General features: G+C 70.6%; 11 protein-coding genes. 3 read left to right on the top strand and 8 right to left on the bottom strand.

Annotated elements, in window-relative coordinates:
* Nucleotides 1–48: 48 nt before the first annotated feature.
* Complete coding sequence (locus tag ACWGLC_RS10005; protein WP_452099769.1) at nucleotides 49–1,170, top strand: glycerate kinase; 1,122 nt, start codon at nucleotides 49–51, stop codon at nucleotides 1,168–1,170.
* A gap of 97 nt (nucleotides 1,171–1,267) precedes the next feature.
* The gene (locus ACWGLC_RS10000; RefSeq protein ID WP_452099768.1) at nucleotides 1,268–2,833 is read left to right on the top strand and encodes a glutamate synthase-related protein; all 1,566 of its coding nucleotides are present in this window, start codon (nucleotides 1,268–1,270) and stop codon (nucleotides 2,831–2,833) included.
* A gap of 111 nt (nucleotides 2,834–2,944) precedes the next feature.
* Here ACWGLC_RS10000 and ACWGLC_RS09995 read toward each other — a convergent pair whose 3' ends face one another.
* The 3 genes from ACWGLC_RS09995 to exaC all read right to left on the bottom strand — a co-directional run bounded on the left by ACWGLC_RS09995 (nucleotide 2,945) and on the right by exaC (nucleotide 5,764).
* Entirely contained in the window at nucleotides 2,945–3,577 is a 633-nt protein-coding gene (locus ACWGLC_RS09995) for an HD domain-containing protein (protein WP_452099767.1), read from the bottom strand.
* Nucleotides 3,578–3,661: 84 nt separating this feature from the next.
* Nucleotides 3,662–4,210 (bottom strand): DUF779 domain-containing protein, encoded by a 549-nt coding sequence (locus ACWGLC_RS09990; protein WP_452099766.1) that lies wholly within the window; start codon nucleotides 4,208–4,210, stop codon nucleotides 3,662–3,664.
* A 30-nt stretch (nucleotides 4,211–4,240) separates the two neighbouring features.
* Nucleotides 4,241–5,764 carry an acetaldehyde dehydrogenase ExaC gene (exaC, locus tag ACWGLC_RS09985; protein ID WP_452099765.1) on the bottom strand — a complete coding sequence of 508 codons (1,524 nt, stop codon included), beginning with the start codon at nucleotides 5,762–5,764 and terminating at the stop codon, nucleotides 4,241–4,243.
* Between the two features lie 221 nt (nucleotides 5,765–5,985).
* Here exaC and mftM point away from each other — a divergent pair, with 221 nt between their 5' ends.
* Complete coding sequence (mftM, locus tag ACWGLC_RS09980; protein WP_452099764.1) at nucleotides 5,986–6,906, top strand: mycofactocin oligosaccharide methyltransferase MftM; 921 nt, start codon at nucleotides 5,986–5,988, stop codon at nucleotides 6,904–6,906.
* Here mftM and ACWGLC_RS09975 read toward each other — a convergent pair.
* Genes ACWGLC_RS09975 through ACWGLC_RS09955 form a run of 5 tightly spaced genes read right to left on the bottom strand, consistent with a single transcriptional unit; the run spans nucleotide 6,856 to nucleotide 12,695 of the window.
* Nucleotides 6,856–7,500 carry a MadR family response regulator transcription factor gene (locus ACWGLC_RS09975; RefSeq protein ID WP_452099763.1) on the bottom strand — a complete coding sequence of 215 codons (645 nt, stop codon included), beginning with the start codon at nucleotides 7,498–7,500 and terminating at the stop codon, nucleotides 6,856–6,858. The two genes, mftM and ACWGLC_RS09975, sit on opposite strands and share 51 nt — an antisense overlap.
* Entirely contained in the window at nucleotides 7,497–8,921 is a 1,425-nt protein-coding gene (locus tag ACWGLC_RS09970; RefSeq protein ID WP_452099762.1) for a sensor histidine kinase, read from the bottom strand. Before ACWGLC_RS09970 ends, ACWGLC_RS09975 begins: the two co-directional genes overlap by 4 nt.
* Complete coding sequence (locus tag ACWGLC_RS09965; protein WP_452099761.1) at nucleotides 8,918–10,081, bottom strand: iron-containing alcohol dehydrogenase; 1,164 nt, start codon at nucleotides 10,079–10,081, stop codon at nucleotides 8,918–8,920. The genes ACWGLC_RS09970 and ACWGLC_RS09965 overlap by 4 nt, the downstream gene beginning before the upstream one ends.
* A 26-nt stretch (nucleotides 10,082–10,107) precedes the next feature.
* The gene (locus ACWGLC_RS09960; RefSeq protein WP_452099825.1) at nucleotides 10,108–11,628 is read right to left on the bottom strand and encodes a VWA domain-containing protein; all 1,521 of its coding nucleotides are present in this window, start codon (nucleotides 11,626–11,628) and stop codon (nucleotides 10,108–10,110) included.
* Nucleotides 11,628–12,695 carry a MadB family AAA-type ATPase gene (locus ACWGLC_RS09955; RefSeq protein ID WP_452099760.1) on the bottom strand — a complete coding sequence of 356 codons (1,068 nt, stop codon included), beginning with the start codon at nucleotides 12,693–12,695 and terminating at the stop codon, nucleotides 11,628–11,630. The genes ACWGLC_RS09960 and ACWGLC_RS09955 overlap by 1 nt, the downstream gene beginning before the upstream one ends.
* Nucleotides 12,696–12,776 lie beyond the last annotated feature (81 nt).

Below are 12,776 nucleotides of genomic sequence, written 5' to 3'. Positions count from 1 at the left end.
TCCCGGGCCGTCGTGTGTTCGCCGACACTCATGGGGGATGATGCAGGGGTGACGATCGTCGTGGCCTGCGGGGCCTTCAAGGGCTCACTCACCGCTATCGAGGCCTGCCATCACGCGGCCGAGGGCGCCCGCCGTGCGCACCCCGACACGGACGTGGTCGAACGCCCGGTCGCCGACGGCGGCGGGGGGAGCCTCGAGGTGATGGTCGCCGGTGGGGCACGCCCGGTGCCGGTCACCGCCTCCGGCCCCACCGGCGAACCGGTCGAGACCTCGTTCGCCGCCATCGACCCGGATACCGCGTTCGTGGAGATGGCCGACGCATGCGGGCTGCTCCGACTGCCCGGAGGCGTCCCCCGGCCACTCGAGGCGTCCAGCCGCGGCGTCGGAGAGGTCATGCTGGAGGCCCTGCGCTCCGGCCGTGGCAACATCCACCTGGGCATCGGTGGCAGCGCCTCCACCGACGGCGGCACCGGCATGCTGTCCGCCCTCGGCGTGCGGTTCCTCGACTCAGACGGAAACGAGCTCCCCGACGGCGGCGGCGCGCTCCGGCGGCTTGCGACCGTCGACCTGGACGGCCTCGACCCCGCGGTGCGGGCCGCCCGCGTCCTCGTGGCCTGCGACGTCGACAATCCCCTGCTCGGCCCACTGGGCGCCGCCCGCGTCTACGCGCCACAGAAGGGCGCCTCCCCAGAGGAGGTCGACAGCCTGGAGGCCGGGCTCGCCCGGCTGGTCGAGGTCCTGCGGAACCAGGGCCTGGACGTCGACCCGGACGCCCCCGGCTCCGGCGCCGCAGGCGGGGTGGGGTTCATCGCCCGCGAGCTGCTCGGGGCATCACTCGACCCCGGATTCGAGGTACTCGGCACCCTGACCGGGTTGGAGGACGTGGTCTCAGCCGCGGACCTGGTGGTCACCGGCGAGGGACGACTGGATGACCAGACCATGCACGGCAAGACCCCGCTGGGCGTGGCCTCGCTCTGCCGCACTCACGGCGTCCCCGTGGTGGCCGTGTGTGGCCGCCTGGACCTGGAGGCGGACCGTGTGGCCGCCGCCGGGTTCGTCACCGCCGCCGCGCTCACCGAGAAGGAGCCGGACATCAAGCGCTCCATAGCCAACGCCGGTCCGCTGCTCGATGCCGTCTCCGCCGAGGTCGTCTCCCGCGTCCTACCCTGACGCTCGGCGAGCCGGTCCCGCGCGCCGCCGGACAGGGCCCCTCCGAGTGGGCCAGAATGAGGACTCGTCGTTCCCGGACCCCCTCCAGGAGGCTCCCTTGCGCAAGTGGCTCCTCGGCGCACCGCTGGCCGCGCTGGCCGCGGTCGCGGCCGCAGACCTGCGGCAGACGCGGTATCCGATCCTGCGGACCTTCCCGATCCTGGGCCACGCCCGCATGGCGCTGACCTCGATCGGACCGGAGTTGCGGCAGTACATCGTCGCGGGCAACGACGAGGAGCGCCCGTTCACCCGCAACCAGCGGGACTGGGTCTACGAGTCCGCCGAGGGCCGGGCCACCACGTTCGGATTCGGCACGGACAACGACGTCGAGTTCCTCGAGGGATACCCCCTGGTCAAGCAGCGGACCTTCAGCGACGTCTCGCTGTCCGCCCATATCCACTCCGGCGAGTTCCTGCCCACCCCGCCCGCCAAGATCCTCGGCGGGGCCCGCGGCCGCGCCCGCGCCTTCCGTCCCGACTCCTTCGTGACCATCTCCGGCATGAGCTACGGCGCCCTCTCCGCGCCCGCGGTGGAGGCGCTCAACCGCGGAGCAGCCCTCGCCGGAGCCCTGCACAACACCGGGGAGGGCGGGCTGAGCCCGTACCACCAGAACGGCGCCGACCTCATCTATCAGATCGGCACCGCCTACTTCGGCTGCCGGGACGCCGACGGGCGCTTCGACATCGACAAGCTCGTCGCGGTCACCGAGAAGAATCCCATCCGGGCGATCGAGATCAAGCTCAGCCAGGGCGCCAAGCCGGGTCTCGGCGGGCTGCTGCCGGCGGCGAAGATCACCGAGGAAGTCTCGCAGCTGCGCGGGATCCCCATGGGCGAGGACTGCGCCAGCCCGTCCCGCCACACCGCCTTCCACGACGTGGACTCACTCCTCGATCTGGTGGAGGACATCGCCGACCGCACCGGGCTGCCGGTGGGCATCAAGTCCGCCGTGGGCGACACAGGGTTCTGGGAGGATCTGGCCGATGCGATGATCCCTCGCGAGCGTGGCGTCGACTTCATCACGATCGACGGCGGCGAGGGCGGGACCGGTGCCGGCCCGCTCGTGTTCTCCGACGCCGTGTCACTGCCGTTCCGGCTCGGCTTCCCCCGCGTCTACTCGATCTTCGCCGAGGCCGGGCTCACCGACGACGTGGTGTTCATGGGCTCGGGCAAGCTCGGCATTCCCGAGAATGCCGTGGTCGCGTTCGCGCTCGGCGTCGACATGATCAACGTGGCCCGGGAGCCGATGCTCTCGGTGGGGTGCATCCAGGCCCAGCAGTGTCACACCGGCGGCTGTCCGACCGGCGTGGCCACCCAGAACCCGTGGCTCATCCGGGGCGTCGATCCCACCTCGATGGCCGAGCGCTGCGCCAACTACATCCGTTCCCTGCGCCGTGAGCTGATCAAGGTCTCCGGCGCGGTCGGTGTCCCGCACCCGGCACTGATCGGCCCGACCGATGTGGAACTGGCCCGCGGCACCCGCGATTCGACCTCGCTGGCCGAGATCTACGGCTACGAGGCGGGCTGGGGCCTGCCCGGCGAGGCCGACGTGGAGGCCATCACCGAGATCATGGTCGCCAACGGCGTGGCCGAATACACCGACGCAGCCCGGCCGCCCGGGGTCTGACCGGCGGCCGGGATCCGGCAGCCATTCGTCTCGAAGAGTCTTTCGCACGCGTTTCCCGAGAAGCGAGTGTACGAAACCCTCTTCTCGACGGCAGCCATGCGCGGGCTGGGATCAGTCCTCGCCGAGACCCGCCCGCAGCAGCCCGAGCTCGCGATTGAGGTTGGCGTGCGCCTGGCGCTCCCACGCGTCGCGTCCCGCCCGGGTCAGGTACACCGACCTACGTTCGAGCAGGCCCTCCAGCGCGGCGATCCGCCCCGCGACGAACCGGTCCCCCGGCACGTGCGCGTACTCGTGCCGCACGTCGTGGGTGTAGGCGTCGTAGGTCTCCGGGTCCGACCCCAGCACCACCAGGTCGGCATCCGACAGGACCGAGCCGTTGGGATCCCCGGCCTCCACGCGGTGCCCGCCCATCAGTCGGACGAGCCGCGCGACCTCCTCGACGGGCGCGGCCGGATCGAGCTTCCGCTCGACCCACACCGCCGACTTCTCGTTGTTCTCCGACTCCGTGGGATCGAACTCCGCGGTGTGGCACCACGCGGCCAGGCGGACCGCGGTCCCGTCGAAGGATTCACCGTCCGCCTCGAGGGCGTCGATCGCCCGGAGCACAGCACGCAGGTGCGTCTCGTTGTGGTAGCGCCGCTGCGGGTCGTTCCAGCGTCGCAGCAGGTCGGAGCGCAGGTCGGCGGTGAGGAACTCGACATCGACGTCGAGCGGGTCGGCAGCGTTCACTCGGTCGGTATCCATGAATGGACTCTACCGCCGGAAGCCGACCGGCCTGGGCGGATCGGCCCGGGCCGGTGCGCTCCCGGCGGCCACGGCACGGCGCTCTCAGTCCTCCAGCTCGCCGCCCAGCTTCGGCGGGAACTCCTCCAGCAGTGCCAGCTCCCGCTCATCGAACGTGCGCGCCCGCGACAGGAACCGCTTGCCGGTCGGGTTCTCGAGACTGAACCCCGAGCCCCTGCCCGGGACCGCGTCCAACACCAGTTGCGTGTGCTTCCAGGTGTCGAACTGTGGGCCCGAGATCCAGACGCGCACCCGGGTCGACGACGACGACGAGTTCAGGCGCGCCTCGTCGTCGTCGTCCGCCGGTACGTCCCGGGCGCCCTGCGCCAGGTCCACCTCCCCCACGAGGACATCCCGCTGCCCCACGCGGAACTCCCCGTCCGGGTAGCACATGGGCGCCGAACCGTCGCAGCACCCGCCGGACTGGTGGAACATCACCGGCCCGTGGCGCTCGACCAGCTCGCGGATCAGCTGCGCGGCCGGCTCGGTGACCACGACGCGCGCCGGCAGCGCGGCCGGCGCCCCCTCGGGCGGGAGGGCCCGCGCCGCGATCGACACGCTCCCTCCCGAGGGCAATCCGCAGACGTCGTCCATGACCGGTCTCCTCTCAGAAGAAGCGCTGGATCAGAAGAAGCCCTGGGGCTTGCCCGAGTAGCCCACGAGCAGGCACTTGGTCTGCTGGTAGTGGTCGAGCATCATCCGGTGGTTCTCGCGCCCGATGCCGGACTGCTTGTAGCCGCCGAACGCCGCGTGGGCCGGGTACTGGTGATAGGTGTTGGTCCACACCCGGCCGGCCTGGATGGTGCGGCCGGCCCGGTAGGCGGTGGTGCCGTTGCGCGACCACACGCCGGCGCCGAGACCGTAGAGGGTGTCGTTGGCGATCATCATGGCGTCGTCGAAGTCGGTGAACGAGCTCAGGGAGAGCACCGGGCCGAAGATCTCCTCCTGGAACAGGCGCATCTTGTTGTGGCCGCGGAAGACCGTCGGCTCCACGTAGAAGCCGCCGGCGAGATCGCCCTCGAGCTCGGCGCGGCCGCCGCCGGTGAGCACGTCGGCGCCCTCCTGCTTGCCGATGTCGATGTAGGACAGGATCTTCTCGAGCTGGTCGGTCGAGGCCTGGGCGCCCATCATCGTCTCGGTGTCGAGCGGATTTCCGGTCTTGATCTGCCTGACCCGCTCGATCGCGAGGTCGGTGAAGTCATCGATGATCGACTTCTGCACCAGCGCGCGCGAGGGACACGTACACACCTCGCCCTGGTTGAGGCCGAACATCGCGAAGCCCTCGAGCGCGGACTGACGGAAGTCGTCGTCGGCGTCCATGACGTCCTCGAAGAAGATGTTGGGGCTCTTGCCGCCGAGCTCGAGGGTCACCGGGATGAGGTTCTCGGACGCGTACTGCATGATCAGCCGGCCCGTGGTGGTCTCGCCGGTGAAGGCCACCTTGCGGATGCGCGGGTTGGACGCGAGCGGCTTGCCGGCCTCGGTGCCGAAGCCGTTGACCACGTTGATCACGCCCGGCGGCAGCAGGTCGCCGATGACCGACATCAGGAACAGGATCGATGCCGGGGTCTGCTCCGCCGGCTTGAGCACCACGCAGTTGCCGGCGGCCAGGGCCGGGGCCAGCTTCCAGACCGCCATGAGGATCGGGAAGTTCCACGGGATGATCTGGCCGACCACGCCGAGCGGCTCCTGGAAGTGATAGGCGACGGTGTCCCCGTTGATCTCGGAGATGCCGCCCTCCTGGGCGCGGATCGCGCCGGCGAAGTAGCGGAAGTGGTCGATCGCCAGCGGGATGTCGGCCGCCAGGCACTCGCGGATCGCCTTGCCGTTGTCCCACGACTCGGCGAGCGCGATCTTCTCGAGGTTCTCCTCCATGCGATCGGCGATCCGGAGCAGGACCAGCGACCGCTCCGTGGCGGAGCTCGCGCCCCACGCCGGCGCAGCGGCCCAGGCCGCGTCCAGCGCGGCCTCGATGTCCTCCGCGGTACCGCGGCCGACCTCGCAGAAGACCTGCCCGGTCTGCGGGGCGACGTTCTCGAAGTACTCGCCCTTGACCGGCGCGACCCACTCGCCGCCGATGTAGTGGTCGTAGCGGCTCTCGTAGGACATCACCGCGTCGGCGGAACCGGGCTGGGAGAAGACGGGCATGTCGACACCTCTCGCGTTCTTCGGGACGCCGACCCCTGCGGTCGGCGACTGTGAGCCACGACACTATTCCCCCGGACGTTGCACGCACGTTGCATCTGACGCCGACGCCGCGGACCGCCGTGCCGGACCGTCCGAACGGCCAGGTCCGTACCCGGTCGACCTGCCGGAACACAGTCGATTCGACCCGCCGTGCGGCCCGCGCCGACCTAGCGTCCGCGGGCATGGACACCATGCTGACGCCCCGGGCCCCCAGGGAGATCTCCGTGGCGCGGGGCGGCCCGGGCGTCGCCGCCCGGCGACTCGGCGCGTTCCTCGTCCACGCGGACGCCGACCGGGTGTGCCTGGGGCACGACTTCGACAACGACGAGCTCAGCGAGGCGGTGATCCCCACGATGGCGCGCGACCTGCTCCACACGGGCGTCCTGCGCACCGTCGAGGAGTTCCACCGGGCCGTGACCGCGCTCGTCACCTCCCGGAGCGGGTCGTGGCAGGAGTGCTGGTCCGCCTACTACCGCTCCTCGATCGCGGCACTGGCCCGCGGGGCGTGCCCGTTCTCCCCCGTCCACGACCGGGCGGTCGGCGAGCAGGCCGGGGACAGTGCCCTGGAGATCGGGTGCTGCTTTGGATTCCTGTCCCTGCGGTTGGCCCGTGAGGGGGTGCGGACCATATCGTGCGATCTGGACCCCTCCGTGCTCCGCCTGCTCCGGACCTGCGCACCCGACGGGGACGCTCCCCCGGCCACGGTCTGCCTGGACGCCCGCGGCACGCCGCTCGCACCCGGGATGGCGGATACCGTCTACCTGGTCCACGTCCTGGAACACCTGGACGAAACCTCGGGGTGGGATGTCATCCGCGAGTCGCTCCGGCTCGCCCGGAGGCGTCTGGTCATCGCCGTCCCGTTCGAGGAGGTCGCCGTCGCCCAGTACGGACATGTCCGGACTTTCGACCTCGCCGCGCTGGAACACCTCGGAGACCGGGTCCGCGCGCTCGACCGGGGTGGCGCCGCGATCCGAACACGTACCGACGAGCACCACGGCGGATGGCTCGTGATCGACCTGGCCCCCGCCGCGCCCTGCGATCGGCCCCCTTGGTCAGAGCAAACCCTGCCGGCTCGCGACATACACGGCCTCGGCGCGGCGTGAGACCTTGAGCTTGCGCAGGATGTTGCTGATGTGGAACTTCGCCGTGGTGGCCGAGATGAACAGCTCGACTCCGATCTCCTTGTTCGATTTACCCTCGGCCAGGAGCCGGAGCACCTCGACCTCGCGACCCGACAGGATCTCGGGCGTGGAAGCCCCGCCGCGGAGGGTGTCGACGACCATCGCGGCCGTCCGGGGGTCGAAGGCGCTCTGGCCCCCGGACACCGACCGGATCGCGGTGACCAGCTCGGTGACGTCCACATTCTTCACCACGTACCCACGGGCACCGGCCCGGACAGCGCGTACCACGATCGCCTCGTCGAGGAACGTGGTGAGGACCAGCGGCGCGACGTCGGGAAGCAGATCTCGGACCGCCGCGCACAGCCGGAGCCCGTCGAGTTCCGACCCGGCGCCCAGCTTGAGGTCGATCACCGCGACGTCCGGCCGGGTGCGGCGGAGCACCCCCAGCGCGTCATCCGCGGTCGCCGCCTCGCCGACCACCGTGATGTCGGCCTCCCGTTCGAGCATCAATCTGACGCCCTCGCGCAAGACGGCGTGATCATCGACGAGGACGGTACTGATCGGCCCGGTGCTCATCCCGTCACCCCCCGCCTCGGGGACCCGGCTCCCGTCGACCCCGGTTCGGTACGCACGTGGGGCACGACAACCGCGATCGCCACGCCGCCGAGGGCCGACGCGGTGATCCGGATCCGGCCGCCCACCATCGCCGTCCGCTCCGCCATGTTCACCAGTCCGTGGTGTCCGTGCAGCGACTCGACCCGGGGCCGCTCGAGCAGGCGACGCATCTCGTCAGGGCGTCCCTTTCCGTCGTCTTCCACCGTCAGACCGACAGTCCCGTCCCCGAACTCCACGGTCACGATCATCCGGCTCGCATCGGCGTGCCTCGCCGCGTTGGACAGGGCCTCCCCCGCGATACGGACTATCTCGTGCTCGACCTCGGGAGGTGTGGGGACCTCCTCCCCAACGACGACGACCTCGGCCTCGACGTGCGACGGCACATGCAACCTGCACAGATCGTCGATAAGGCGACTCAGTCGGCCGTCCTCGTCATCGATGGTGCGCAGTGCGTAGATGACCGACCGCAACTGCTCGACGGCCTGGGCCGTCAACCGCGCCGCCTGGTCGAGGAACGGACGGGGTGCCTCGTCGGGCGGGGTGACGTCGAGCCCCAGCTGGAGATGCATGCCCGCCCCCAGTACGAGCTGGGACACGCTGTCATGCAGTTCCCGCGCCATCCTCGAACGCTCGACATCGAGGATCCGTTGTCGGTGCGCGGCGTCGAGCTCCCGCTGCGCCAGCTCGAGTTCGGAGTTGCGGCGGGAAAGCTCCACGACGTGACCACGGGCCTGCTCGTATGCCTCCTCGGCCCGGGCGAGCAGCATCTCCTTGTCCCGGAACAGCACGGAATTCTGTAGCGCCACCGCCGCCTGCGCGGCGAGGATCCTCAGGACCACGGAGTCGATGTCGTCGGCCTGCCGGCCCGCTCGACCCCAGGACGCCAGTCCCCCGATCACGCCGCCGTGGAGTACCAACGGCACCGTCACCGCGTCCGGCCCGCTGACCTCCGCGAGCTCCACCGAACCGCCCCCGCGCAGTACCGCATTGAGGGCGTTGACGACGTCGCTGGGAACATCGTCCGGCACCGGAGACAACTCCCCGCCCTCGAACGCCACGAACCGTCCCCCTGGATCCATGATGAGATGACGGGGTTCGACCGAGGGCAGCTGCCCGTCTCGAATCGCCATGAGTGCCCAGTGCGAGTCGAGCTGGTCGTAGGCGACCCCCAGGACCGAACGCACCAGTGCCTCCGGCCCCTCAGCGGTCCGCACCAGCGCCCCGGAGACCCGGTCGAGCGCGTGCATGGACCTGCGAAGGCGTGATTCGGCCTCGCGGTACTGGTCGAAGAAGCTGCGCTTGACCGACCGCAGGCCCAGCAGGGTGTCCAGATCGGTGGGCCCCTCGTCCCTCGGCGCGGCACCGGGCCCCGGGGCTGTCATGACGCCTCCCTGTAGAGACCGTCGATGTCCTCGCTGGTGGCCGGTCTCGGGTTGGTGGCCATACAGAGGTCAGCTATCGCGTGCTCGGTGAGGATCGGGATGTCGTCCGCCCGCACCCCGAGATCGGCCAGGCCCCCCGGCAGACCGATGCCGTCGGCGAGGTCCCGGAATCGGTTCGCGATTCTGTCCACCGATATCGTGGGCCGCGCGCTGGCGGGAATGCCGACCGCCCGGACGAGATCCTCGACCCGTCCCGGGGTGAGCGTCTCACCGTTGTGCCGGACCACGTGGGGCAGCAGCACACCGTTGATCCGTCCGTGGGTGGAGTCGTACCGTCCCCCAACGGGGTGACTCATGGCATGGACCGCGCCCAGCACTGCGTTGCTGAACGCCATCCCAGCCTCGAGCGAGGCCAGCGCCATCTGTTCCAGCTGCTCACGACTGTGTGCGTCCCCTCCTGCCAGACGGTCGAGGGCGTGCACGCACAACGCGACGGAACGGAGGGCATGCGAATCGGTCAGCGGGCCCGCGGCACGCGAAAAATAAGCCTCCACCCCGTGCGAGAGCACGTCTATCGCGGCCGCCGCATTGGCGTCGGCGGGAACGGTCGCGTGGGTGGCCGGGTCGATGACCGCGACATCCGGGACCAGGGACCGGCTCGCGATGGTCACCTTGGTCCCCCGGTCCGCGTCGTTGATGACGCAGAACTGGGAGACGTCGGCGCCGCTGCCCGCGGTCGTCGAGACGGCAACTATCGGCGGCAGCGGCAGACGGACCCGGTCGACGCCCTCGTACTCGAGGACGTGCCCGCCGTTGGAGACGACCAGCGCCACCCCCTTGGCGGCGTCGATGACGGAGCCGCCGCCCACCGCCACGATCACGTCGCACCCAGCGGTGCGGTACGTCTCGGCACCGCTGAGCACCTGCGTCGCCCGGGGGTTGGGGCACACGTCCGACCACACCACCGGACGCGCCCCTTGGCTCCGCAGCCCGTCGAGCACCACGTCAGGCCACGGCGTGCGTTGCAGTCCCGGATCGGTCACCACAAGTGGACGACGTGCCCCCAGGCCCAGTGCGACCGTCGCCGCCTCGGGCAGAGCTCCGAAGCCGAAGAGGATCTCCGGCGTGTGGAACTTCGCCACGCGGGCCTCCGAGGTCATGGGCCAACGATAGGCCCGGCGGGTACTCAGCCGAGCGCACTTCCCAACAGACCTGCCCGTTCGGACAGTTCCGCGGGATCCCGGGCTGTCACGATCCCGTCGAGGTGCTGTTCGTATGATCCGAGGCCACAGGTGGCTTGGTTCCAGTACCGCCTGGCCTCCGGGGTTATCCAGGCGACTCGATGTGATCGCCGGCTGATAACGGCCATCTGGTCCGTCCGTGGGTCGAGTCCGTTGCTGCGACCGTCCCCCACGACCAGCACCGAGGTTCGCTTGTCCACCAGATGGCCGTGGCGATCGAGCAGCTCGGTGAACATCCGCCCGTAGTCGCTGCTCGCCTCGAGATCCAGCCCCGGCGCGGCCAGCACGGTGGTCAGCGCGTCGTCGCCGGACGAGGACAGCAGTCGATCGGTGACGTCCACGGGCCGGTCGACAAAGGCGACGACCGAGCACCGGTTCACCTTCCGGTGCAGACTCTGCGCCAGACGCAGCACGAAGCCGGTGACGGGTCGGACGGACAGCGACACGTCGACGAGGATGACCAGCTTCAGCGGCCCGGGCACCCGTGACCGGTTCATGATCGTGAACGCCTCGCCGTCCGTCGCCCACGCCCTGCGCAACGTCGCACGGGAGTCCAACCCCCCGTGGGCGAACGCCCGCGACCGCCGCCGGGGGGCACCGCGGATCCGACGCATCACCTCGTGACTCGCCCGCTCCAGATCGCCGAGGCCCGCCCGGTCCTGCGCGCGCGAGGCCTCCGGATCGTCCGGGCGCCCGTCGCCGGAGGCGTCCGAGACGCTCTCCAGGAACGCGACGACCGCGTCGACGAACATGCCCATCTGTTCGGTGGTCAGCTCCCCGGCGTCCGCACCGTGCTCCGAGTACACCCGGCGCGCGTCGTAGCCGTCGAGAGTTCGGAGGATGTCGAGCGCGTCCGACCACTCCAGCGCTCCGTCGCCCGACACCGAGATCGCCGAGGACCCCATCTCGCCGGCCCGATCGGACGAGGCACGGTCGACCTCGATCTCGTACGTGACCGAGGACTCCCAGCGGTCGGCACCCTCCTGGACGGCGAACTCCTCCTGGCCCGTCGCGGTGGAGAAATCCGAGTCGTCGTAGTGCATGCTCTCGTCCCGCCTCGCCGTCTCCTCCCCCTCGACCAGGTCGCCGATCTCCGCGGGGTCCAGATCCGAGGGGGCGAACGACGAGGGGTCGTCCGCGGACAGTTCGAGCTCGTCGGGCAGCCGCCCCACCTGTCCGGCGGCGCCGGGTCCTTCGCCGTCGTCGTCGGTCCGGGCCGCGTCGACCCCGGCGAAGAAGTGGTCGAACGCCCGGTCGAAGCCCGGGTTCTCCCGCTGGTACTTGACCGCCACGGACCGCAGCGCCGACCGCAGGACGCCGCGGTCGGTGGTCCCGACCACGTCGAGGACCGCCCGCACCTCCAGCACCTCGGCGGGCGAGATCTCCACCCGGCGCTCCCGCAGGAGTCGACCGAACGTCACCGCGACGATGTCGAGGACGTAGGAGGGCGAGACCGGGGTGGACATCACCGGGGCCCGGCTGACCGGCCGGACGCACTGTGGGCGCGCCCGGCGCCGAACACGGCGGAGGTCGACGCCCCGGTCGTGTCGGCGGCGGCCCGCATGTCGCGTCGGTGCTCTGCCGGGCGGTCATCCCCGATACCGAGGTCCTCACGCGCGAGGTCGGCGTCGGATCGGTACTTCAGCAGTGCCGCGACGAGGGCACCGCCCAGCTCCGGACGGTCCTCACCGAGTATCGACGCCACCCGGGCCGCGTCCACCACCTCGGAGATCGACGGCGCCTTGCGCAGCGGCAGGCCGCGCAGTCGGCGTGCCTTCTCCACGACCGCGGCCGCCACGGACGCGGGGACCTCCGGGGCCCTGGACCGGACGATCTCCGTCTCGCGCGCGGTGTCCGGGAAGTCCACGTGGAAGTGGAGGCAGCGACGCTTCAGAGCGCCGGAGAGCTCGCGTGTGTCGTTCGAGGTGAGGATCACCCAGGGCATGGTCCGCGCGCGGAAGGTGCCGAGTTCGGGGATCGTCACCTGCTTCTCCGCCAGCACCTCGAGGAGCATCGCCTCGAGCGACTCCTCGGTCCGGTCGATCTCGTCGATGAGCAGGACCACCGGGTCCTCGGAGGTGATCGCCTCCAACAGCGGCCGGGAGACCAGGAAGTCCTCGCCGTGGATCCCCACGTCCATGCCCGCCAGTGCGGCGGACGCGGCCGCGAGGTCCTCGTACCCCTCGAGCTCACCGGTGATCCGGTCCCGCAGCATCTGGACGTGGAGCAGCTGCTTGGCGTAGTCCCACTCGTACAGGGCGCGGGAGTCGTCGAGCCCCTCGTAGCACTGCAATCGGACCAGTCTGCGACCGAACGCGGCGGCCAGTGACTTGGCCAGTTCGGTCTTGCCCACGCCGGCAGGACCCTCCAGCAGCAGCGGCCGGTCCAGTACGGTCGCCAGGTGCACGACCGTCGCGAGTTCGCGATCGATGATGTACCCGGTCTCGCGGAGGGCCGCCTCCAGCGCCTCGACCTCGATCACGGTCTCCGAGGGGCCCGCCTCGTCGACCTCGGGAACCTTCGTGACGTCCATTGACGGGTCCTTTCAGGTGGCCGTGCGGCCTTGGTGGGGTGTGGGCTCACCGGGGCGGGCGGGGGTCTGCGCTCGCCCGCC

Source organism: Dietzia sp. NPDC055877 (genome assembly GCF_053615975.1).
Note: the sequence above shows the minus strand (reverse complement) of the source record. Positions and strands in the feature narration are given on the sequence as shown.

Excerpts from the sequence above, each read along its gene's own strand:
- ACWGLC_RS09975 (WP_452099763.1), bottom strand. The coding sequence starts at position 7,500 with ATGAGCACCGGGCCGATCAGTACCGTCCTCGTCGATGATCACGCCGTC.
- ACWGLC_RS09960 (WP_452099825.1), bottom strand. The coding sequence starts at position 11,628 with ATGTCCACCCCGGTCTCGCCCTCCTACGTCCTCGACATCGTCGCGGTG.
- ACWGLC_RS09970 (WP_452099762.1), bottom strand. The coding sequence starts at position 8,921 with ATGACAGCCCCGGGGCCCGGTGCCGCGCCGAGGGACGAGGGGCCCACC.
- mftM (WP_452099764.1), top strand. The coding sequence starts at position 5,986 with ATGGACACCATGCTGACGCCCCGGGCCCCCAGGGAGATCTCCGTGGCG.
- exaC (WP_452099765.1), bottom strand. The coding sequence starts at position 5,764 with ATGCCCGTCTTCTCCCAGCCCGGTTCCGCCGACGCGGTGATGTCCTAC.
- ACWGLC_RS09990 (WP_452099766.1), bottom strand. The coding sequence starts at position 4,210 with ATGGACGACGTCTGCGGATTGCCCTCGGGAGGGAGCGTGTCGATCGCG.
- ACWGLC_RS09965 (WP_452099761.1), bottom strand. The coding sequence starts at position 10,081 with ATGACCTCGGAGGCCCGCGTGGCGAAGTTCCACACGCCGGAGATCCTC.
- ACWGLC_RS09995 (WP_452099767.1), bottom strand. The coding sequence starts at position 3,577 with ATGGATACCGACCGAGTGAACGCTGCCGACCCGCTCGACGTCGATGTC.
- ACWGLC_RS09955 (WP_452099760.1), bottom strand. The coding sequence starts at position 12,695 with ATGGACGTCACGAAGGTTCCCGAGGTCGACGAGGCGGGCCCCTCGGAG.